The organism is Pseudomonas sp. MD330_10, assembly GCF_042610415.1.
Classification (GTDB): Bacteria; Pseudomonadota; Gammaproteobacteria; order Pseudomonadales; family Pseudomonadaceae; genus Aquipseudomonas; species Aquipseudomonas rhodesiae.
In genome coordinates, this window is sequence record NZ_JBHGZU010000006.1 from 188666 (window position 1) to 208898 (window position 20233).

24 protein-coding genes and 1 tRNA gene are annotated in these 20233 nt (G+C 58.3%); 5 read left to right on the plus strand and 20 right to left on the minus strand.

The window, feature by feature from the left end; all coding sequences use genetic code 11:
* Positions 1–63 precede the first annotated feature (63 nt).
* From ACFZPT_RS12065 to ACFZPT_RS12080, 4 genes are all read left to right on the plus strand, one after another.
* On the plus strand, positions 64–1440 hold the full coding sequence (locus ACFZPT_RS12065; protein WP_379555311.1) for an L-serine ammonia-lyase: 1377 nt from the start codon (positions 64–66) through the stop codon (positions 1438–1440).
* A gap of 39 nt (positions 1441–1479) precedes the next feature.
* A complete protein-coding gene (gene gcvT / locus ACFZPT_RS12070) occupies positions 1480–2604 on the plus strand; it encodes a glycine cleavage system aminomethyltransferase GcvT (RefSeq protein ID WP_034100146.1) in 1125 nt (374 codons plus the stop codon).
* Positions 2605–2997: 393 nt separating this feature from the next.
* Positions 2998–3210 (plus strand): cold-shock protein, encoded by a 213-nt coding sequence (locus ACFZPT_RS12075; RefSeq protein ID WP_003365337.1) that lies wholly within the window; start codon positions 2998–3000, stop codon positions 3208–3210.
* Between the two features lie 93 nt (positions 3211–3303).
* Positions 3304–3792 carry an RDD family protein gene (locus ACFZPT_RS12080; protein WP_034114976.1) on the plus strand — a complete coding sequence of 163 codons (489 nt, stop codon included), beginning with the start codon at positions 3304–3306 and terminating at the stop codon, positions 3790–3792.
* Between the two features lie 66 nt (positions 3793–3858).
* Here ACFZPT_RS12080 and nadA read toward each other — a convergent pair whose 3' ends face one another.
* The 18 genes from nadA to ACFZPT_RS12170 all read right to left on the minus strand — a co-directional run bounded on the left by nadA (position 3859) and on the right by ACFZPT_RS12170 (position 18414).
* The gene (gene nadA / locus ACFZPT_RS12085; protein ID WP_034100151.1) at positions 3859–4917 is read right to left on the minus strand and encodes a quinolinate synthase NadA; all 1059 of its coding nucleotides are present in this window, start codon (positions 4915–4917) and stop codon (positions 3859–3861) included.
* Positions 4918–5255: 338 nt separating this feature from the next.
* Positions 5256–5331, minus strand: a tRNA-Lys gene (locus ACFZPT_RS12090).
* 147 nt (positions 5332–5478) lie between these two features.
* Positions 5479–6126, minus strand: coding sequence for a 7-carboxy-7-deazaguanine synthase QueE (gene queE / locus ACFZPT_RS12095; protein WP_034100607.1), 648 nt, complete (start codon positions 6124–6126; stop codon positions 5479–5481).
* A gap of 164 nt (positions 6127–6290) precedes the next feature.
* Entirely contained in the window at positions 6291–7124 is an 834-nt protein-coding gene (gene ybgF / locus ACFZPT_RS12100) for a tol-pal system protein YbgF (RefSeq protein ID WP_034100154.1), read from the minus strand.
* A 6-nt stretch (positions 7125–7130) separates the two neighbouring features.
* Positions 7131–7631 carry a peptidoglycan-associated lipoprotein Pal gene (gene pal, locus ACFZPT_RS12105; RefSeq protein WP_034100156.1) on the minus strand — a complete coding sequence of 167 codons (501 nt, stop codon included), beginning with the start codon at positions 7629–7631 and terminating at the stop codon, positions 7131–7133.
* Between the two features lie 55 nt (positions 7632–7686).
* Positions 7687–8967: a Tol-Pal system beta propeller repeat protein TolB gene (tolB, locus tag ACFZPT_RS12110; RefSeq protein WP_034100158.1), complete on the minus strand. Its 1281-nt coding sequence runs from the start codon at positions 8965–8967 to the stop codon at positions 7687–7689.
* Between the two features lie 17 nt (positions 8968–8984).
* A complete protein-coding gene (gene tolA, locus ACFZPT_RS12115) occupies positions 8985–10058 on the minus strand; it encodes a cell envelope integrity protein TolA (protein ID WP_379555307.1) in 1074 nt (357 codons plus the stop codon).
* Positions 10058–10510, minus strand: coding sequence for a protein TolR (tolR, locus tag ACFZPT_RS12120; protein ID WP_162276712.1), 453 nt, complete (start codon positions 10508–10510; stop codon positions 10058–10060). The genes tolA and tolR overlap by 1 nt, the downstream gene beginning before the upstream one ends.
* Positions 10511–10533: 23 nt before the next feature.
* The gene (tolQ, locus tag ACFZPT_RS12125; RefSeq protein ID WP_010208111.1) at positions 10534–11229 is read right to left on the minus strand and encodes a protein TolQ; all 696 of its coding nucleotides are present in this window, start codon (positions 11227–11229) and stop codon (positions 10534–10536) included.
* A 1-nt stretch (position 11230) separates the two neighbouring features.
* Positions 11231–11686 carry a tol-pal system-associated acyl-CoA thioesterase gene (ybgC, locus tag ACFZPT_RS12130; RefSeq protein ID WP_034100165.1) on the minus strand — a complete coding sequence of 152 codons (456 nt, stop codon included), beginning with the start codon at positions 11684–11686 and terminating at the stop codon, positions 11231–11233.
* Between the two features lie 139 nt (positions 11687–11825).
* A complete protein-coding gene (gene ruvB / locus ACFZPT_RS12135) occupies positions 11826–12884 on the minus strand; it encodes a Holliday junction branch migration DNA helicase RuvB (protein WP_034100167.1) in 1059 nt (352 codons plus the stop codon).
* Positions 12885–13496: a Holliday junction branch migration protein RuvA gene (ruvA, locus tag ACFZPT_RS12140; RefSeq protein WP_034100169.1), complete on the minus strand. Its 612-nt coding sequence runs from the start codon at positions 13494–13496 to the stop codon at positions 12885–12887.
* Positions 13497–13563: 67 nt separating this feature from the next.
* Positions 13564–14088 (minus strand): crossover junction endodeoxyribonuclease RuvC, encoded by a 525-nt coding sequence (ruvC, locus tag ACFZPT_RS12145; protein WP_034100171.1) that lies wholly within the window; start codon positions 14086–14088, stop codon positions 13564–13566.
* Positions 14089–14246: 158 nt separating this feature from the next.
* Positions 14247–14993 (minus strand): YebC/PmpR family DNA-binding transcriptional regulator, encoded by a 747-nt coding sequence (locus tag ACFZPT_RS12150; RefSeq protein WP_034100173.1) that lies wholly within the window; start codon positions 14991–14993, stop codon positions 14247–14249.
* A 150-nt stretch (positions 14994–15143) separates the two neighbouring features.
* Positions 15144–16919, minus strand: a complete 1776-nt coding sequence (gene aspS, locus ACFZPT_RS12155) for an aspartate--tRNA ligase (protein ID WP_034100175.1) — start codon at positions 16917–16919, stop codon at positions 15144–15146.
* Positions 16920–17027: 108 nt separating this feature from the next.
* Positions 17028–17249 (minus strand): FmdB family zinc ribbon protein, encoded by a 222-nt coding sequence (locus ACFZPT_RS12160; RefSeq protein ID WP_003193872.1) that lies wholly within the window; start codon positions 17247–17249, stop codon positions 17028–17030.
* Positions 17250–17418: 169 nt separating this feature from the next.
* Positions 17419–17760, minus strand: coding sequence for a ribbon-helix-helix domain-containing protein (locus ACFZPT_RS12165; protein WP_034100178.1), 342 nt, complete (start codon positions 17758–17760; stop codon positions 17419–17421).
* 180 nt (positions 17761–17940) lie between these two features.
* Positions 17941–18414: a Dps family protein gene (locus tag ACFZPT_RS12170; RefSeq protein ID WP_034100180.1), complete on the minus strand. Its 474-nt coding sequence runs from the start codon at positions 18412–18414 to the stop codon at positions 17941–17943.
* 400 nt (positions 18415–18814) lie between these two features.
* On the opposite strand from ACFZPT_RS12170, the gene ACFZPT_RS12175 reads away from it, so the two are divergent.
* Positions 18815–19417 (plus strand): cold-shock protein, encoded by a 603-nt coding sequence (locus ACFZPT_RS12175; protein ID WP_034100182.1) that lies wholly within the window; start codon positions 18815–18817, stop codon positions 19415–19417.
* Positions 19418–19486: 69 nt separating this feature from the next.
* On the opposite strand, the gene ACFZPT_RS12180 is transcribed toward ACFZPT_RS12175, so the two are convergent.
* Together ACFZPT_RS12180 and ACFZPT_RS12185 are read right to left on the minus strand one after the other, a co-directional pair.
* A complete protein-coding gene (locus ACFZPT_RS12180) occupies positions 19487–19693 on the minus strand; it encodes a SlyX family protein (RefSeq protein WP_034100184.1) in 207 nt (68 codons plus the stop codon).
* 3 nt (positions 19694–19696) lie between these two features.
* The gene (locus tag ACFZPT_RS12185; RefSeq protein ID WP_034100186.1) at positions 19697–20122 is read right to left on the minus strand and encodes an HIT domain-containing protein; all 426 of its coding nucleotides are present in this window, start codon (positions 20120–20122) and stop codon (positions 19697–19699) included.
* Between the last annotated feature and the right edge of the window lie 111 nt (positions 20123–20233).

The following is a 20233-nucleotide window of genomic DNA, read 5'->3' on the forward strand; positions in this document are numbered from 1 at the left end:
TTCTTGCCGCTTGTGGCTTGGAGCTTGCCGCTGCTCCTATAACAAGAAACCGGAGAACCACTCATGTCTTTAAGCGTGTTCGACCTGTTCAAGATTGGCATCGGCCCCTCCAGTTCCCATACCGTCGGCCCGATGCGCGCCGCCGCTCGATTCGTCGAGGGGCTCAAGCGTGACGCGCTGTTGAGCGCCACCACTCACGTCAAGGTGGAACTCTATGGCTCCCTCGGCGCCACCGGCAAAGGCCACGGCAGCGACAAAGCCGTGCTGCTGGGCCTGGAAGGCGAACACCCGGACACCGTGAACACCGAAACCGTGGCCACGCGCCTGGCGCAGATGCGCAGCGACGGTCGCTTGAACCTGCTCGGCGAACACAGCATTGCGTTCAACGAGAAAGAACACCTGGCGATGATCCGCAAGCCCCTCGCCTATCATCCCAATGGCATGATCTTCCGCGCCTTCGACGCCGCCGGCCTGCAGATCCGCAGCCGCGAGTACTACTCAGTCGGCGGTGGCTTCGTGGTGGATGAAGGTGCCGCCGGCGCTGACCGGATTGTCGAAGACGCCACGCCCCTGACCTTTCCATTCAAGAGCGCCAAGGACCTGCTTGGGCATTGTGCGACGTACGGATTGTCCATCAGCCAAGTGATGCTGACCAACGAAAGCGCATGGCGTCCAGAGACGGAAACCCGGGCCGGCCTGCTGAAAATCTGGCAGGTCATGCAGGACTGTGTCGACGCGGGCTGTCGCAACGAAGGCATTTTGCCCGGTGGTTTGAAGGTCAAGCGCCGCGCCGCGGCCCTGCATCGTCAACTGTGCAAAAACCCGGAATCGGCGTTGCGCGATCCGTTGTCGGTGCTTGATTGGGTCAACCTGTACGCCCTGGCGGTCAACGAAGAAAACGCCAACGGCGGGCGCGTGGTCACAGCGCCCACCAACGGTGCGGCCGGGATCATTCCGGCGGTGCTGCATTACTACATGCGCTTTATCCCAGGAGCGAACGAAGACGGCGTGGTGCGCTTTCTGCTCACCGCCGCCGCCATCGGCATTCTTTACAAGGAAAATGCGTCGATCTCCGGCGCCGAGGTGGGCTGCCAGGGCGAAGTCGGCGTGGCTTGCTCCATGGCCGCCGGCGCGCTGTGTGAGGTGCTGGGCGGCAGCGTTTCCCAAGTGGAAAACGCCGCCGAGATCGGCATGGAGCACAACCTCGGCCTGACCTGCGACCCCATTGGCGGCCTGGTGCAAGTGCCTTGCATCGAGCGCAACGCAATGGGCTCGGTGAAGGCGATCAACGCTGTGCGCATGGCCTTGCGTGGTGATGGGCAGCACTTCGTGTCCCTCGATAAGGTCATCCGCACCATGCGCCAGACCGGCGCCGATATGAAAAGCAAATACAAGGAAACCGCCCGTGGCGGTTTGGCGGTCAACATTATCGAGTGCTGACGCCTAAAGGCGCGCCAGCACGTTTTTCAGGAGCAGAACATGTCCACCGAAACCCTATTGAAAACCCCGCTGCATGCCCTGCACATCGAGCTGGGCGCGCGCATGGTGCCCTTCGCCGGCTACGACATGCCGGTGCAATACCCGCTCGGTGTCATGAAGGAGCACCTGCACACCCGTGATCAGGCCGGGTTGTTCGATGTGTCCCATATGGGTCAGATCCGTCTGAGTGGCGCCAATGCTGCCAAGGCCCTGGAAACCTTGGTGCCGGTCGACATCATCGACCTGCCGGTGGGCATGCAGCGCTACGCGATGTTCACCAACGATCAGGGCGGCATCCTCGATGACCTGATGGTGGCCAATCTGGGTAACGATGAGCTGTTCCTGGTGGTCAATGCGGCCTGCAAGGATCAAGACCTGGCCCACCTGCGCCAACACATCGGTGATCAGTGCACCATCGAGCCGCTGTTCGAAGCGCGCGCCCTGTTGGCGCTGCAAGGCCCGGCAGCGGTGAAGGTGCTGGCGCGCCTGGCGCCGGAAGTGACCAAGATGACCTTCATGCAGTTCGCCGCCGTGCGCCTGCTGGGGGTGGATTGCTATGTCAGCCGCTCCGGCTACACCGGCGAGGACGGCTTTGAGATTTCCGTGCCTGCGGCCAGCGCTGAAAGCCTGGCCCGCAGCCTGCTGGCCGAAACCGAAGTACAACCCATCGGCCTGGGCGCCCGCGACTCCCTGCGTCTGGAAGCCGGCCTGTGCCTGTACGGTCATGACATGAACACGGACACCACGCCTATCGAGGCCAGCCTGCTATGGGCCATCTCCAAGGCACGCCGCGCCGACGGTGCCCGCGCCGGGGGGTTCCCGGGGGCGGACCGGATCTTCACCCAGCAACAGACTGGCGTGAGCCGCAAGCGCGTGGGCTTGCTGCCCCAGGAACGCACGCCAGTACGTGAAGGCGCTGAGATCGTCGACGCACACGGCAGCGTGATTGGCAGCGTCTGCAGCGGCGGCTTCGGCCCAAGCCTGGGCGGCCCGCTGGCCATGGGTTACCTCGACAGCGCCTTTACCGCTCTGGATACAGAAGTCTCTGCGTTGGTGCGTGGGAAAAAGGTGCCACTTCGTGTAAGTAAAATGCCATTTGTGCCACAGCGTTACTACCGTGGCTGATTGACTGTTCCTATAAGTAACGCGGTCGCGCCAAGGTGCACTAAACTGTAACGCGACCGCCATAAAACAGTGCATTTACGATAGTTAATATGACTGGCGGCTGCCTATATCAAGTGATTAGGACTATCGAATAAGTCAGTTCCATTATATTCAACGAAGTGTCATCAGCCCGCGCAATGCGGGGCGTCCGGCAGGGCTTGTTTTTATCGTATTAGTTGGCGTAGAGTTTGCCCACTGTGTTTGCATGGGTCGCTTGGAACCTGGACCTGGGCAGTAGCTGAAGTAGTTTTGCTACAACCCGTTCGACGTCTCTTACTTTCCTGCAACCCAGCCCAGTACTCTTTCGCGTGAAAGGGGCTGTCATTAATTTTTTAGCGTCAAGGAAATAAGAAAATGGCTGAACGTCAGAGCGGTACCGTCAAGTGGTTTAACGACGAGAAAGGGTTTGGTTTTATCACTCCAGAAAGCGGTCCGGATCTGTTCGTGCATTTCCGCGCTATTCAGGGCAACGGCTTCAAGAGCCTGAAAGAAGGCCAGAAAGTGACCTTCGTTGCGGTGCAAGGCCAAAAAGGCATGCAGGCTGACGAAGTTCAAGCAGAAGGCTGATTCCTCTGCGACAAAAAGCCCCTGATATGACATCAGGGGCTTTTTTATGGGCGCAATTCCGTAAAATGGCTTTTTCCTTCCGAGAGCCCTGCCATGTCCAAACCCCTGCTGAGCCCCCAAGGCGAATTTCCCGCCGTTGGCCTGGGTCGTCGTTTGGCAGCGATGTTCTATGACTTCCTGTTGTGCACCGCCCTGATGATCGTCACCGCGTTTATTTACAAACTGATCTGGATCGCGTTCATGGGCGAAGCCAGGATGCGCACGTTGACCGAATCGGGCGCCTTGGATGGCGACCCACTGCTGTCGACGATTCTATTGTTTGTACTGTTTGGGTTCTTCGCCAAGTTCTGGACCCATTCCGGTCAGACCCTGGGCATGCAGGTGTGGGGCGTACGCGTGCAGAACGCCGACGGCTCGCGGATCAGCCTGTGGCAAGCGCTGCTGCGCTTTGTGGTGTCAATTGCGTCGTGGTTGTGCGTGGGGCTGGGGTTTCTCTGGTCGCTGTTCGACAAGCAGAAACGCAGCTGGCATGACATCTACTCGGATACGCAGTTGGTGCGGATTCCGAAGCAGAAAAAATAACCCCGTGCCTGGTACAGATCAAAATGTGGGAGGGCCATACCCTCCCACGTTTTTTACCGCACTCGACTATGCGTTACCGGCCAGCTTCAGGCGCGCAGCCTGAGTAAAATCCAGCATGCGCTTAAGCGGTCTCACAGCCTGTGGAATCACTGAGGGTTCGACGAAGATCTCGTTGCTGCCCTCACGCAGGCACTGCAGCGTGCGCTCCAGCGTATTCATGGCCATCCACGGGCAGTGTGCGCAACTGCGACATGCCGCACCGTTGCCGGCCGTAGGCGCTTCTACGAAGACCTTGTCCGGGCATAGCTGCTGCATCTTGTAGAAGATCCCGCGGTCGGTCGCCACGATGAAAGTCTTGTTCGGCAAACGCTGCGCTGCGGCAATCAGTTGGCTGGTGGAGCCCACCGCATCGGCCAGCTCGATCACCGACGTGGGAGACTCCGGGTGCACTAGGATGGCTGCATCCGGGTACAGCGCCTTCATATCTTCCAGCTGCTTGGACTTGAACTCTTCATGGACGATGCAGGCACCGTCCCACAGCAGCATGTCGGCGCCGGTCTGGCGCTGGATGTAGGTGCCCAGGTGTTTATCCGGGCCCCAGATGATGGTTTCGCCGTTGTCCATCAGACTCTCGACAATTTCCAGCGCACAGCTGGACGTCACCACCCAATCAGCCCGCGCTTTTACCGCAGCCGAGGTATTGGCGTACACCACCACGGTACGCTCGGGATGCTGATCGCAAAACGCCGAAAACTCATCTACCGGGCAGCCCAGGTCCAAAGAGCAGGTCGCTTCAAGCGTAGGCATGAGAATGCGTTTTTCAGGTGTAAGGATCTTGGCCGTCTCCCCCATGAAACGCACGCCGGCAACCAGCACGGTCTTGGCCGGGTGCGCGGCGCCGAAGCGAGCCATTTCCAGGGAGTCGGAGACACAGCCACCGGTCTCTTCGGCCAGGGCCTGAATCACCGGATCGCAATAAAAGTGGGCTACCAGCACCGCGTCTTGAGCTTTGAGCTCAGCGGCGATGGCGGTACGCAGGCTCGCCTCTTCCTCGGCGCTGAGAGCCTTAGGCTGCTTGGCGTCGAGATGGGCTTGAACCAGTAAGCGTTCGGAAATGTGCGTCATGTTCGCAAGACCTGCAGGCGCAGAAGCGCGAAAGTCGAGTGTACCACCGGCTCTGGAGCCCTTCGGGCACCGCCGGACGAAGTGATTGTGTTCATCAAGCACGGGTGAAACAGAAGCTGGGCAAGGCTACAGAATATCGAATGGATTCAAAAGCCTAATCTGGTATTCGCGGGGGTGCCTGTCGGGTAAAAAATGGGAACCTCCGGGATCATCGCTGTAGTACTGCCCGAGGCGTCTTTCAAACCCTTCCGACTCCGTCCGCCCCCAAATCGCAGGCAAAAAAAAACCCGGAAATCCTCACTTACGTGGGCCTTCCGGATTTTCTAAACCGCTAAAAATGGTGGGTCGTGTGGGATTCGAACCTACGACCAATTGGTTAAAAGCCAACTGCTCTACCAACTGAGCTAACGACCCGCTGTGTGGTGGCGCGTATAATACTGATTTCTAAGGACTATTCAACACTTTATTTAAAATAAATCAGAAAAAACACCTTATCGCCGTGATTAAGGCTATTTGCAAGCCCCATACAACCCACCAAGGCCGAGTCCGAGAAGCTGAATTTCAACGACCCGGCTCGTCGTTCCACAGGTATTTATGGAGCTGCAGCTGCAAGCGCACCGGCAGATTGTCTGCCACTATCCAGTCAGCCAGGTCGCGGGCATTCAGGTCATGGTGGCTTGGGGAGAACAGCACCTCACCTGCGCGCCGCTCAAGACCATACTGAATCAGCTTTGATACTGCCCAATCGTAGTCATCACGAGAACAAATCACGAACTTGACCTGATCGTTGACGCTCAGCAGATCCATATTTTCGTAGCGGTTGCGATGCGCCTCTTTTGAATCCGGGGTCTTGAGGTCGACCACGCGGCTCACGCGAGGGTCTACCGCAGAGATGTCCAAGGCGCCGCTGGTTTCCAGAGACACTTCATAACCTGCGTCACACAGCTGCTTGAGCAACGGGAGGGCATTGGGCTGTGCCAGGGGCTCACCGCCCGTCACGCAGACGTAACGGGGCTTGAAACCTGCCACCTGCTCCAGGATATCGTCGAGGGTACGCACGGTGCCGCCACTGAAGGCGTAAGCGCTGTCACAGTATTGGCAACGCAAAGGGCAACCTGTCAGCCGTACAAATACAGTAGGCAGGCCTGCGGTTCGCGTTTCACCCTGTAACGAGTAAAAAACTTCGGTAATACGTAATGTGTCTTGCATAATCGCCACGGGCGTAACAGCTAAACAGGCTGTCCGCCTCCGTCAGGCACTTCTAGGAACCCCGCCAACGCGTAGACCCCAAGAAGCGTGTTTCATAAAAGGGCGTGGATTCTAACGAAAAAACCCGCGCCAGGCGCGGGTTTCTTCTAAACGGGCAGCTTCGCTTACAAGCGTTGCAGGTCGCGTTGAGCCAACTGGGCAGCGGACGTCCCCGGATACTGGGCCACTACTTGCTGCAGAATGCCTTTGACCTTGTCGGTATGACCCAGGCGGCGCTCTACGTCAGCCAGCTTATACAGCGAGTCCGGCACCTTGGCGTGCTTGGGGTACAGCTGACTGACCTTGGCAAATGCCTGGCCGGCACCTTGCAAATCACCCTTGGCGAGGTTGACTTCGCCAAGCCAGTATTGAGCGTTGCCCGCATATTGGCTGTTGGGGTATTTGCGCAGAAATGCGGTAAAAGCCTGGCTGGCTTTATCGAAGTCCTTGGCTTTGATCAGGTCGAAGGCAGCATCGTAATAGAGCTTTTCCTTCGCTGGGTCACCCGGTTCGCTGCTGGCGGCGGGGGCTTGGCTAGCGGCCGCCCCGGCTGCTGCACCACCGGCAGCAGCGCTTGGCGCGCCACCGGCAGAAGAATTATCAGGAGTGGCGGCAGGTGTAACGCCGGCTCCTATACGTCGATCAAGATCCTGGTATCGCTCCAGGCCTTCTTGCTTGAGCTGGTTCACTTGATTCTGCAGAACTTCAATCGCGCCTTGTTGCTGCGCAAGTTGATCCTGCATGCGTTGCAGCTGATTGAACAGTTCGCCCTGTGCCGAGGGCGCGGACGTAGCCGCCCCCCCAGCATAGGCGCCGTTCGTGCCATAACCCGCTGGCGGATAACTGCTCCCGCTATTGTTATAGCCAGAGTTGCTATCTTCCACAGGAACCGCAGCCCACACCGCAAGCGGTGCGAAGCTGAGAGCCAATACAGTTAGAGCACGACGGCACGTTCGCATGACGAATTACTTACGCAGTTCGACGCGACGGTTTTGAGCCCAGGACTGCTCGTCGTGGCCAGTAGCAACTGGACGCTCTTTACCGTAGGAAACCAGTTCCAGCTGAGCTGGCGAAACGCCTTGCAGGACCAGGTAGCGTTGAACGGCTTTAGCACGACGCTCGCCCAGTGCCATGTTGTACTCACGAGTACCACGTTCGTCGGTGTTACCTTCCAGAACAACGCGAGCGCCGTTAGCTTTCAGGTCCTTCGCGTGAACGTCCAGAGCGCGCATGGCTTCTGGCTTCAGGTCCGAACTGTCGTATTCGAAGTAGAAAGTAGTGATCGCGCGCAGAGCAGCTTCTTCGCTCAGGGAGCCGTCAACTGCACCAGTGTTAGCGCCATAACCAGCGTTTGGATCAACAGCTGCGCCTTCACCGGCATTGTCGCCGCCTTTGGACGAGCAACCAACGGCTACGGACAGAGCCAGAGCCAGAGCAGCAAACTTACCAAACTTCAGCATTTCCATCGTGAAACTCCTAATGAACCCCAGTGTGTTAAGCAAATCTTTTTGTAGCGCCGCGTCAGTTCAGGTAAGGGGACCAGGATGGTTCTCTGACTTCGCCTTGTGCGGTAGGAAGCGGGAGCCTTACGCGTCCATTAATGGACACGAGCATCAAGACTCCCCGGCCCTGCTGGCGGGTGGCGTAGATTACCATGGTGCCGTTGGGCGCAACAGTAGCTGACTCATCAAGGTTGGTATCTGTAAGGATTTTTACGGTTCCGCGCTGCAAATCCTGGGCCGCAACCCGGAAATTAGTGAAACCATCCTGACGGTGAATCATCACCAACGTCTTTTCATCAGCCGAAAGTTTAGGGTTGGCGTTGTAGTTACCGATAAAGGTCACTCGTTCCGCACCGCCACCGCCAATACTGGACTTGTAGATTTGTGGCTTACCGCCACGGTCGGAAGTGAAGTAGATGGTCGAGCCATCCTTGCCCCAGAACGGTTCGGTATTGATGCCCGGGCCGCTGGTAACACGGGTGATCTGACGCGAAGCCATGTTCATCACGTAGATATCCGGATTGCCATCTTTAGACAGCACAAACGCCAGGCGCGAGCCATCCGGTGACCAGGCAGGCGCGCCGTTAAGGCCTTCGAAGTTGGTGATCTGCTCACGGCGACCGGTATCGATATGCTGCACAAAGATACGTGGGCGCTTCTGTTCGAAGGACACATAGGCAATACGCTTGCCGTCCGGTGCAAAGCGCGGCGACAGGATCGGCTCGCGCGATTGCAGCAAGGTCACTGCCCGCGCACCGTCGTAGTCCGAACGTTGCAGGGTGTAGCGAGTGTTATCTACCGAGAAGCGTTCAGCCGTTACATAGAGCAGACGCGTAGAGAAAGCACCTTTGATGCCGGTGAGCTTTTCAAACGACTGGTCCGAAATGTAGTGGGCCATGTCACGCAATTGTTCGGTGGTGCCCGACACGCTGCCGGTCAGGACCTGCTGCTCGGTGGCCACGTTGAACAACGCGTAGGTGATTTGCAAGCGGCCGCCAGCCGGCACAATGTTGCCGACCATCAGGTACTGGGCGCCAACGGCTTTCCAGTCACGGAACACGACTTCGCTGGCCTGGTTTGGCTGGCTGATCATGTTGCCTTTTGGAATTGGCGCGTAATAACCGGAGTTGCGCAGGTCGTCACTGACGATCTGTGCCATGTCGTCCGGCAATACACTGCCGCCTTGCCAACCGAACGGCACTACCGCGATCGGAGTGGCCCGATCGCTACCGCTGGTAACCAGGATGTTCTTTTCATCCGCCGTCGCTATCCCTGCCATACAGCAAATAACGACAAGCATTCCTCGAAGAAGGTTTCTCACAAGGCTAGATCCTCAGGTGTGAATGTCATCTTGAATGAACGATAGGGAGCGAAGTCGCTTGGTTTCATTCCCTGCATCTCGGTCAACCGGCCAATGTTCTTGACCGCGGCAACCGCCGAACTGTCGAACGAACCGTCACCACTGGACTTGGCTACGCTGACCGAAGTCACCGTACCGTCCGGCAACATGCCGATCTGCAGCACTACTGTCATGCCTTTGCGTGCCGAAGGTGGACGTGTCCAGCCTTCCGCCGCCCGCGCCCGAATCAGGTCGTCGAAACTGCCCGCGACTTCATCGCCACGCTCATCGGCCAAGGCTTGCTGACGCTGCGGCGTGTCGGAGAGCAAATCTGCCAAGGCCTGGGCCTTTTTCTCTTCGGCGGATTTGCGCGCTGCTTCCTGAGCCTTCTTCTTCTGGGCATCAGCGGCAGCTTTCTTCTTCGCGTCGTCGGCGACTTTCTTCTTCGCCTCGTCTGCTTCAGCTTTTTTCTTGGCGTCTTCGGCGGCTTTCTTCTTCGCGTCCTCGACTATCTTCTTCTTAGCTTCCTCAGCGGCCTTTTTCTTGGCCTCTTCTTCGGCAGCTTTTTTGGCTTCTTCTTCAGATTTCTTCTTGGCTATATCAGCCAATTGTTTCTCTTCAACCTTTTTAGCTTCGGCAGCTTTCTCGGCTTTCTTGGCTTCATCAGCCTTTTTCGCCTCGTCGGCCTTCTTGGCTTCGTCAGCCTTTTTCGATTCCTCGGCCTTTTGAGCCGCCTCTTCTTTCTTTTGTTCCGCAGCAGCCTTCACCGCTTCCTGCTCGACCTTCTTCTGTTCCATCTGCTCGACTTCAGTCTGGCGCGCAGCCGACTTCTGAGCCTCACCCGCAATCTTCTGATTGGTCTGGGTAGTGGCCTGACTTTTCGATTTCAGCTGATACAGGGTCGCCTGCACGATCGGCTTGGCTGGCGGCAGGTCCGGGGTCATGGCGAAGCTGACGAACAACATGCCAAACACCAGCACATGCAGGGCAATCGCCCAAACGCTAGGCCAGAAGTAGCTTTCCGAGGCGGACGGCTCTCGCTGTTGGTGCATCAGGGCGCCTCGGTAATCAAGCCAACATTACCGACGCCGGCCTTCTGCAGCCCGCCCATGGCACCCATGACGGAGCCATAGTCGACTGCTTTGTCACCGCGGATGAATACTTGGGTGTGCTTGCCACCTTCGTTACCGGCGCGAATGATCTTGGTCACCGCATCGGTCATCGCCGGCAACGTCAGGGCCTTGTCCTGTTGCTTCTGAGTGTCGACTTCGCTGCCAAGGTTCCAGTAATAGGTCTTGTCGGACTTGATCGAAATGGTCAGCACCTGAGTGTTGTTGTCTTGCGGCAAGGCTTCGCTGGAAACCTTGGGCAGATCAACCTTCACACCCTGGTTGAGCATCGGCGCGGTCACCATGAAGATCACCAGCAGCACCAGCATCACGTCGATGTAAGGCACTACGTTCATCTCGGCGACCGGCTTGCGCTTGGTTCGAGCTCGAGTGATTAAAGCCATCGGGAGGTACCTGCTTATTCTTCGCTGGTGTGCACTTTACGGTGCAGGATCGCCTGGAATTCATCGGCGAAGGTGTAGTAACGGCCAATCAGGTTCTCGCCGCGTGCGGCAAAGCGGTTATAGGCGATCACCGCAGGGATGGCGGCAAACAGACCGATCGCAGTGGCGATCAGGGCTTCGGCGATACCGGGAGCCACGGTGGCCAGGGTCGCTTGCTGAGCCTGGGCCAGACCACGGAAGGAGTTCATGATCCCCCACACCGTACCGAACAGGCCGATATACGGGCTGACGGAGCCAACGGTGGCAAGAAAAGGCAGGCTCTGCTCAAGCTTCTCTTCTTCGCGGGAAATGGCGACGCGCATGGCGCGGGCCACGCCTTCCATCACCGCTTCCGGGTCTACACCAGGCTGCTGGCGCAGGCGGGAGAATTCCTTGAAGCCGGCACGGAAGATCTGCTCCACACCCGAATCCGGGTCCGGATTGCTGCCGGCCTGGCGATAGAGCTTGGACAGGTCGATACCCGACCAGAAGCGCTCTTCAAAGCTCTCCAGGGCACGTCGACCGGCACGCAGCAGGTTGCTGCGCTGAAAAATCATGACCCAAGAGGTAACCGATGCGGCTACCAGGGTCAGCATGACCAGTTGAACCACAACACTGGCATTGCTGACCAGGCTCCACATGGAGGAATGGTCGACGACGGTAGGTTCCACGCTAAATCTCCTGCTTTGATTGTTTACCCGCGCCGCTCACGGCGGCAAAGGCCACACGTAGAGTTTCGGGAATGGCCCGAGGTTTCAAACTGTTGGTGCGTACACACGCCACCAAAAACTGCCCCTCACAGAGCAGCGTTGCATCCGTTGCCCGCCTGACCTGCTGTTTGAAGCGCAGGCTGGCACGGTTCAATTCGATGACTTCAGCGCTAACCAGCAGTTCATCATCCAGTCGCGCCGGGGCGTGATAACGCGCCTCGCTGGAATGCACGACGAATAACAGGTCCTCCCCTGCCAGCTGGGATTGGGCAAAGCCCAGCTCCCGTAGCCGCTCGGTTCGAGCCCGCTCCATGAACTTAAGGTAATTGACGTAATAAACGATGCCGCCGGCATCGGTGTCCTCGTAATAAACGCGACAGCGATGTGCGAACGACTGATCCCCGTTTTGCGCGCGCATACTCTAGTGCTTACTCCTGAGGTTGCCAATCCGGCCAGGCAACTGTTTTTTCATTCTCTGAAACATTTTCACTGACAGAATGACGACGCCAGTCACTGGGACAGCACAAACCTTGAATAAATCGTCGAGCCGAGCGCTTTTAATCGTCCACTGCATCGAGGAATTCGTCTACTACGGGCATTTCGCCCAATCGTGACGGAATGTTTAATCCAAAATGCAGATAAGCATGACGCGTCACCACCCGCCCCCTTGGCGTGCGCATGATATAGCCCTGCTGGATCAGGTACGGTTCAAGCACATCCTCGATGGTATGGCGCTCTTCGCTGATGGCGGCAGCCAGGCTGTCCACGCCTACCGGGCCACCGTCGAACTTCTCGATCATGGTCAAGAGTAGACGCCGATCCTGATGATCGAAGCCATGTTCGTCCACATCCAGCAGGTTGAGCGCCAGGTCAGCCACCGCCTTCGTAATGTGCCCCTTGGCGCGCACTTCGGCGAAGTCACGCACACGACGCAGCAAACGGTTGGCGATACGCGGTGTGCCCCGGGCACGCCGCGCGATTTCAAACGAGCCTTCAGGGTCCAGCGGCAAGCCAAGGATGCTCGCCGAACGACTGACGATCGTGGCCAGATCCGCCGTGCTATAGAACTCCAGACGTTGAACAATCCCAAAACGGTCTCGCAGCGGATTGGTCAGCATCCCCGCTCGCGTGGTGGCGCCCACCAGAGTGAACGGCGGCAAATCGAGCTTGATCGAGCGAGCCGCCGGGCCTTCGCCAATCATGATGTCGAGTTGGAAATCCTCCATTGCCGGGTAAAGTACTTCCTCGACAATCGGCGAAAGCCGGTGGATTTCGTCGATAAACAGCACATCGTGCGGCTCTAGGTTGGTCAACAACGCTGCCAGATCACCGGGACGTTCCAGCACCGGACCTGAGGTGGACTTAATCGACACCCCCATTTCCTGGGCAATGATGTTGGCCAGGGTGGTCTTGCCCAGCCCCGGCGGACCGAAGATCAACGTGTGGTCCAGGGACTCACTGCGCCCGCGCGCCGCCTGGATGAACAGCTCCATCTGCTCGCGCACGGTGGGCTGGCCGATGTATTCAGCCAGGCTCAGGGGGCGGATGGCCCGGTCCTGGATTTCTTCACGGTCGCGCGGGCCGGTGGCCGCGATCAGACGATCAGCTTCAATCACTTAAATCATTCCCTTCAGGGCGCGGCGGATCATGTCTTCACTGCTCAGGTTCTTATCCTTGATGGCCGATACCGCTTTGCTCGCTTCCTGGGGTTTGTAGCCCAAGGAAATCAACGCGCTGACTGCATCGCTTTCGGCGCTGGCAACCTGGGACGCCGGCATATCAGGCTGGTTCGGCACCAAGGCAAACATGCTCGGCACCACTTCCCAGGCTTTGAAGCGGTCCTTGAGTTCCACCAGCAAGCGCTCGGCGGTCTTTTTGCCGACGCCTGGCACCTTGGTCAGGGCCGAGGTGTCCTGCGCCGAGACGGCACGCACCAGTTCATCCACCTCCAGGCTCGACATCAAGGCCAGCGCCAGTTTCGGTCCCACGCCATTGAGGCGGATCAGTTCGCGGAAGAAGTCACGGTCGCGCTTGCCAATGAAACCATAGAGCAATTGCGCGTCTTCGCGCACCACCAGATGGGTATGCAGCGTGAGCGGCTCGCCGACCGACGGCAGGCGATACAGAGTGGTCATGGGCACTTCCAGCTCATAGCCCAGCCCGTTGACATCCAAAATAAGGTGCGGCGGCTGTTTTTCAGCCAGGGTGCCGCGCAAACGTCCAATCACGGTACAGATCCTTAACACTTAGGGTCAGATCAAAGCCTGACCGGAAATCACGATTGCGCTGATGCTATCAGAGACGCAGGCGACCGCCACGACTGCGTGCCGTACCCAGGCCATGAGGCAGCAGGCTGGAACGGGTGTGCGCATGGCAGATGGCAATGGCCAGGGCGTCGGAGGCGTCGATTTGCGGTTTAGCCGTGAGTTTGAGCATGTGCATGACCATCATCTGCACCTGCTCTTTATTGGCACCACCAGTACCGACCACAGCCTGCTTGACTTGGGTCGCGGTGTATTCGGCGATCTCCATGCCCTCCTCCGCGCCAGCAACAATGGCCGCACCACGGGCCTGGCCGAGTTTGAGCGCCGAGTCGGCGTTCTTGGCCATAAACACTTTTTCAATACCCATGGTCACCGGCCCGTAGGTCTGGATCACTTCACGCACGCCGCGATAGACGATCTGCAAGCGCTCGGCCAACTCCCCCGAACCGGTACGAATACAACCCGACGCAACGTAGACGCAGCCACGCGGAGTCTGCTGCACCACGCCAAAACCGGTGATGCGCGAACCGGGGTCGATACCTAGGATTAAAGTCATAACGCCTGCGGGTTGGGTTAAACACATTTTTTGATACAGGGAAGATTCAATGTGTGAGGGGGCTTGCCCCCGATTGCAGAGTATCAGTCGCCACATACAGCGACTGATACACCGCTATCGGGGACAAGCCCCCTCCCACCATCAATCCACATCGTGCTTCAGCCTAGCTGTTCGGCCACTGACTCTGGAATATCGGCATTCGAATAGACGTTTTGTACATCGTCCAAGTCTTCAAGCATATCCAGCAGCTTCAACACTTTCTGCGCGCCTTCCAAGTCCAATTCGGCACTGGTCGTCGGCAGCATCACGATTTCTGCGTCGGTGCCTTTGAAGCCGGCAGCTTCCAACGCATTGCGCACAGCGTAGAAACTGGCAAACGAGGTGAAAACATCAATGGAACCGTCGTCGTTGGTGACCACGTCGTCGGCATCCGCCTCCATCGCCGCTTCCATCAGCGCGTCTTCATCGGTGCCCGGCGCGAAGGTGATCTGCCCCTTGCGCTCGAACAGGTACGCCACCGACCCGTCAGTACCGAGGTTGCCACCGCACTTGCTGAACGCATGGCGCACGGCAGCCGCGGTGCGGTTACGGTTATCGGTCATGCACTCGACCATCACCGCCACGCCGCCCGGGCCGTAGCCTTCGTAGGTCAGCTCGACCATGTCGTCGGTATCGGCAGCACCGGCACCACGGGCCACGGCGCGATCAATAATGTCGCGGCTCATATTGGCGCCCAGCGCCTTATCCAACGCCAGGCGCAGACGCGGGTTGGAGCCCGGATCACCGCCGCCCTGACGGGCAGCGACGGTCAATTCGCGAATCCACTTGGTGAAGATCTTGCCTTTCTTGGCATCCTGACGCTCTTTGCGGTGCTTGATGTTCGCCCACTTGGAATGGCCAGCCATAACACAACTCCGAATTCTCTAGAAACCTGATCAATCCCGCCCCAGGCCGGACCTTTCTCTTTAAAAACACAACCCTTGTAACGCAAAGGCGCATCCGAAGATGCGCCTTTTTAGACCGCGTAAACCTCAGTGCGCTTTCACGCAGCGGCTTTACTCAGCCTTCGGCGTCTCGCGCAGGCGGATATGCAGCTCGCGCAATGCCTTGGCATCCACTACGCCCGGCGCCTGGGTCATGACGTCCGCGGCACTCTGGGTTTTCGGGAAGGCGATCACTTCACGGATCGACTGGGCACCGGTCATCAGCATCACCAGACGGTCCAGACCGAAGGCCAGGCCACCGTGGGGCGGGGCCCCGTACTTCAAGGCGTCGAGCAGGAAGCCGAATTTCTCTTCCTGCTCCGCCTCATCAATGCCCAGCAGACGGAAGACCGCTTGCTGCATCTCTTTACGGTGGATACGGATGGAACCGCCACCCAGCTCAGTGCCGTTGAGCACCATGTCGTAAGCGCGCGACAGTGCGCCCGCCGGGTTGGCCTCCAACTCGGCCGGGGAGCATTTCGGCGCGGTGAACGGGTGGTGCAAGGCGCTGAAGCTGCCGTCGTCGTTCTCTTCGAACATCGGGAAGTCAACGACCCACATCGGCGCCCATTCGCAGGTCAGCAGGTTCAGGTCGTGGCCCAGCTTGATCCGCAGCGCGCCCAGCGCTTCGCTGACGATCTTGGCCTTGTCGGCACCGAAGAACACGATGTCGCCATCGACCGCACCCACGCGATCGAGGATCACGTTCAGGTTGGCTTCCGGGATGTTCTTCACGATGGGCGATTGCAGGCCATCAACGCCGTTGGCGCGCTCGTTGACCTTGATGTACGCCAGGCCCTTGGCACCGTAGATGCCGACGAACTTGGTGTAGTCGTCGATCTGCTTGCGCGGCATGCTCGCGCCGCCAGGCACGCGCAGGGCAGCGATGCGGCATTTAGGGTCGTTGGCCGGGCCGCTGAACACCTTGAAGTCGACTTCTTTCAGCTGATCGGCCACGTCCACCAGTTCCAGCGGGTTACGCAGGTCTGGTTTGTCGGAACCGTAGCGACGCATGGCTTCTTCGAAGGTCATGTGCGGGAATTCGCCGAATTCCAGGCCCAATACTTCTTTGAACAGGTTGCGGATCATCTGCTCGGTCAGGCCCATGATCTCTTTTTCATCGAGGAAACTGGTCTCGATGTCGATCTGGGTGAATTCCGGCTGACGGTCGGCGCGCAGGTCTTCGTCGCGGAAGCACTTGGCGATCTGGTAGTAACGGTCGAAGCCGGCCACCATCAGCAACTGTTTGAACAACTGCGGCGATTGCGGCAGGGCAAAGAAGCTACCGGCGTGGGTGCGGCTAGGCACCAGGTAGTCACGCGCGCCTTCCGGGGTGGCCCGGGTCAGGATCGGCGTTTCAACGTCGAGGAAGCCGTTCTCGTCGAGGAAGCGACGGATGCTGGTGGTCATGCGCGAGCGCAGACGCAGCTTCTCGGCCATTTCCGGACGACGCAGGTCCAGGAAGCGGTAGCGCAGGCGGGTTTCTTCGCCGACGTCGGAGTATTCGTTGAGTGGGAACGGCGGGGTTTCCGACTCGTTCAACACTTCCAGTTCGTAGCCCAACACCTCGATACCGCCGGAGGCCATGTTCTTGTTCACGGCACCTGCCGGACGCAGACGCACCTTGCCGGTGATCTTCACCACGTACTCACTGCGCACGCGGTCGGCGGCGGCAAAGCTCTCGGCGCGGTCCGGGTCGAACACCACTTGGGCCAGACCGTCACGATCACGGATATCGAGGAAGATCACCCCGCCGTGGTCGCGGCGACGGTGAACCCATCCGCAAAGGGTAATTTCCTGACCTTCCAGGGTCTCGTTCAGTTGGCCGCAATAGTGGCTGCGCATCATGGTCGTGGTTTCACTTCTCGTAATTCGAAATTCGGTGGAGGCCTGCCTCGTCACCGTTCATATAAGCCAGGTGACGGATAATGCAGGAGCCTGCGCGTAGAGTTCAACTCAGTCTGCTTTGTCGCCGCCCGCCAGATTCTTCTTGGCGCCGGTCTTGAAATCGGTCTCGTACCAGCCGCTGCCACTGAGGCGAAAGCCCGGCATGGACAACATCTTCTTGAGTTCAGGAGCCTGGCAGGCCGGGCAATCGACCAACGGCGCGGCGCTGATCTTCTGGATGGCTTCCAACTGATGACCACAGGAAGCACATTGATAGTCGTACATGGGCATGGCGATGTCTCGGCGAACAGATCGTTACTGCGCCACGCCTGCCCGAAGGGTAAGCCCCGGCCTGCGCAGCAAAGCGCGGGATTATATCTGGTAAATCGAGCCAGCGCAGCCGGCTTTCTGCCCGGCAGCCAGCCCGCCAACACAGCGAGCCGACCCCGGGCACCTTTGTTTACTCCGGGTCGGGCGCAGCCGTACGGCCTTTTAACAGGTGAACCACGCACACCACCCTGACCAGACCACTGAAGTTTTTCACACCTCCATAACGCAAGTGCACTTCCCGATCGACATAAGACAGTAACGCACTGACTGAACAGGCGTTGATCCTGGCGATTTCCGTAAGGATATTCCAATAAATCTGCTCAAGCCGCAGGCACGTCGAAAACCCGTTGAGCCTGACTGATCGGGACAATGGCCTTGCCAACCCCATATCGAACCCTTTGGCAAAGGGATCGATCTTTATCTGATGAAAGCCACAGGATTCCATGACTCCATTACTCACTGCGCGTGACATACACCTGACACTCCATTGCCAAACAGCAGCCCATGGGTCGCTCCCATTGGACAGTGGGCTTATCAAACAGCAGGAAGCGCGGGCTCAGCCAGAAGACAGGGAGTTGATACCTGTAGGACAACGCCAGGAAGCGTGCAGAAACGAGCGAGCGACGCCAGGACGGCGCCGCTCAGACTCGACTTACTTGGCTTCGAGCAGGGAACGCAACATCCACGCGGTCTTTTCGTGGACCTGCATACGTTGGGTCAACAGATCCGCAGTCGGCTCATCGCTGACTTTGTCGAGCAACGGAAAGATGCCGCGGGCAGTACGCGTAACGGCCTCCTGGCCCGCCACCAGTTGCTGGATCATCTCTTCGGCGCTCGGCACGCCCTCCTCCTCCTTGATCGAAGAAAGACGAGCGTAGATCGAATAAGCGCCCGGCGCCGGGAAGCCCAATGCGCGGATACGCTCGGCAATGGAGTCCACCGCCAGCGCCAGCTCGTTGTACTGTTCCTCAAACATCAGGTGCAGCGTTCGAAACATGGGGCCCGTAACGTTCCAGTGGAAGTTGTGGGTCTTCAAGTACAGTACATAGGTATCGGAAAGCAGACGCGAAAGCCCATCGACGATGGATTTACGATCTTCTTCACTGATACCGATATCGATTGCCATGTTTATCCCCTTCAATTGACAAGCATTCATTGATCAGGTGCAACACCACTCTAGCAAGCGCACAGGTGACGCGCAGCGAGCGAGGTGCGACAAATCGCCCTTGAGTGGTAATTCGCCAATCAAGGTAGGAAATATCCTAAAAAGCCATTCCAAAACAAGCACACCTGTCTAGGACAAGCGTTTGCCAAGGAAATGCCCCGCCCCTTGCAACACCCCGAAATGCTTGATTTGAGAAGGCACGGCCTTTGCTGTTAAATAGGCAGCGTGTCGCCATCGTTAATGTCTGCGATGGCCGGCATAGGCTGATACCCGCGCACGTGCCCAACGCCTCCCATTGTTCAGAAGCGAACCGTGCCAGTCAGCTCTTCCTAGTGATCCGTCTTAACGTGAGTTAATCAAAATGTTGAAAATCGTCCACCTGCTAACGGGCGTTGCAGCTTTGCTGCTGTCCTTTATACCGAGCCTGCAACCAGAGAGCCTGCCGTACCTGCAACAACACGACGCGCTGTACCTGGCACTGTTCGGCCTTCTTAACCTGACGTTGGCACCCGTGGTCCCTTACTGGAACAAGGGCACTCGTCATCAACTGCAAAACCTGGTCAGCGCGCTGTTGGTTCTGACCGTTGTCGTACAAACCCTCACCCTCCTGGCACCCATGCCTGAAGTGGGCGGCCACCCGGCCATCCTGCTCAGCCTGGTCATTGCTGTGGTCGCCATCGCTCTTCATCTGGCCATCAGCTTCTACCGTGCATCTCCGGCGGCCGCGTCGCAAACCTACGACATGACCAATCGGGATACCGGTACCGTCAAGTGGTTCAACACCTCCAAAGGCTTCGGCTTTATTTCCCGCGATTCGGGCGACGACATCTTCGTCCACTTCCGGGCCATTCGCGGCGAAGGCCATCGCGTCCTGGTGGAAGGCCAGCGCGTGGAGTTCTCCGTAATGAATCGCGACAAAGGCTTGCAAGCTGAAGACGTGATCGCTGCACTGCCGCGCCGCTGACTCCAGCCCTGGCAGCAAAAAAAACCGCGATCCAGCCTGGCTGGGTCGCGGTTTTTTCATGGCCCCTCTTTAATAGTGAGGCGGTGGCGCTTCCTCTTCGGACGTTTCGAACTGGCCGCCCATCTCTTCCTGACGCTTGAGCAGCGCGGCTATCTGCAGCTGCAGACGCTCGACCGCGCGTTGCTGGGTGACCAGGATGTCGTTGAGGGTCTCAATGGTGTCATCCTGAAAGGCCAGGCGGCTTTCCAGGTCGGTAACACGGTCTTGCAAGTCCATGATTCAGTCCTGGCCAAAATTGAAATCGGCAGGCAGCAGCTCGCGCAGACGCGCACGCAAGGCCACCACCTGTTCTTCCGTATAAGGACGAGCCGGATGCTTGCCCCATACCGGAGCAGGCCAGGCGGCGTCGTCGCGTTTGCGCACGATCACATGCACATGCAACTGGCTGACGACGTTACCCAGCGCGCCGATATTCATTTTATCCGCGCCCAGACCGTCGTTGAGCAACTGCGCCAGACCGGTCGTCTCTTCCCAGAGCTTTTGTTGATCTGCGACATCCAGGTGAAACACCTCGCTGATACCGTTGATGCGCGGGACCAGGATAAACCAGGGGTAGTTCGAGTCATTGGACAGCAGCAGGCGGCATAACGGGAAGTCCCCGATGACCAGTGTGTCTTGTTGCAGGCGTTGATCTAGGGCGAACACCGCGGGCACTCCATTCGGCAAGTCAGAATCAGGCCCCAGCATACCTTCGAATGCCGGCCGCTTCACAACGATTGAAGATAAGCCCGCGAGGCAGCCGGCCAAAAAACCTGC